The organism is Clostridium tepidiprofundi DSM 19306 (assembly GCF_001594005.1).
Lineage (GTDB): Bacteria > Bacillota > Clostridia > Clostridiales > Clostridiaceae > Clostridium_AC > Clostridium_AC tepidiprofundi.
The window spans coordinates 1-832 of the sequence record NZ_LTBA01000135.1 but is presented as its reverse complement, the minus strand read 5'-3'; the positions used below and the strand labels follow the sequence as shown (position 1 = coordinate 832).

Here is an 832-nt window from a genome sequence, read left to right as displayed (position 1 = left end):
ATTAGCTATATAATTTTGGTAATAATCAGAGGTTGGGACGACCTTGTTAGCTTGGGTAAACTTGCTCCATTGGGAGTATTGACCAAGAAGCCCCCACTTCAACGAAGTAAGTGGAGGGTAGTTCACAGAGGAACAATAGGTATATAACTTGATAAGTATAAAATCAAAAAGAATAATCAAAATCAAAAAGAACAATCAAAATATTAATTTGACTGTTCTTTTTGGCAATCTTTGCAAATGCCATAAAAATAGACTTGATTACAAATTACGTCATAATCGGTATAAGGTTTTATCTTTACATTTAACTCTTTAAAATCAATACCGTCAATATCATCAACTCTAGCACATTTTAAACATTGTATGTGAGGGTGTGGGTTGGTATTTGCATCATATCTAAAATTTCCTTCGCCTACATTCAATTCTTGAATAAGTTCAACATCAACTAAGGTTTTTAATGCTTTATATACTGTTGCTAAACTCATTGTAGGAAAGTCCCTTTGTAATGCCTTATAAATAGTTTCTGCTGAAGGATGTTGTTTAGATGAAAGTAAATATTTATATACAGCAATACGTTGAGGGGTTAATTTTAATTTTTTTTCTCTGAATATATTAGTTATATTTTCCAAGAGCTCCCTCCTCGGTTATTAATAATTAATATTATTATATAATATTAATTATTATATGTCAAAAATATATAATATATTTCAGAGATTTCGCATCAAAATTCCAGTTGAAAATTTGTTTTTACTAAAATTTATTTTTTTTACATTTACTTAAATAACTGGGAAGCCTGCAAACCGATAGGCCTTAAAAATAGTTACACCTCCCCCTA

At 29.4% G+C, this 832-nt stretch carries 1 protein-coding gene; it reads right to left on the bottom strand.

What is annotated here, in order from left to right; all coding sequences use genetic code 11:
- Positions 1–203 precede the first annotated feature (203 nt).
- Positions 204–626 carry a transcriptional regulator PerR gene (gene perR, locus CLTEP_RS14055; protein ID WP_066827707.1) on the bottom strand — a complete coding sequence of 141 codons (423 nt, stop codon included), beginning with the start codon at positions 624–626 and terminating at the stop codon, positions 204–206.
- Between the last annotated feature and the right edge of the window lie 206 nt (positions 627–832).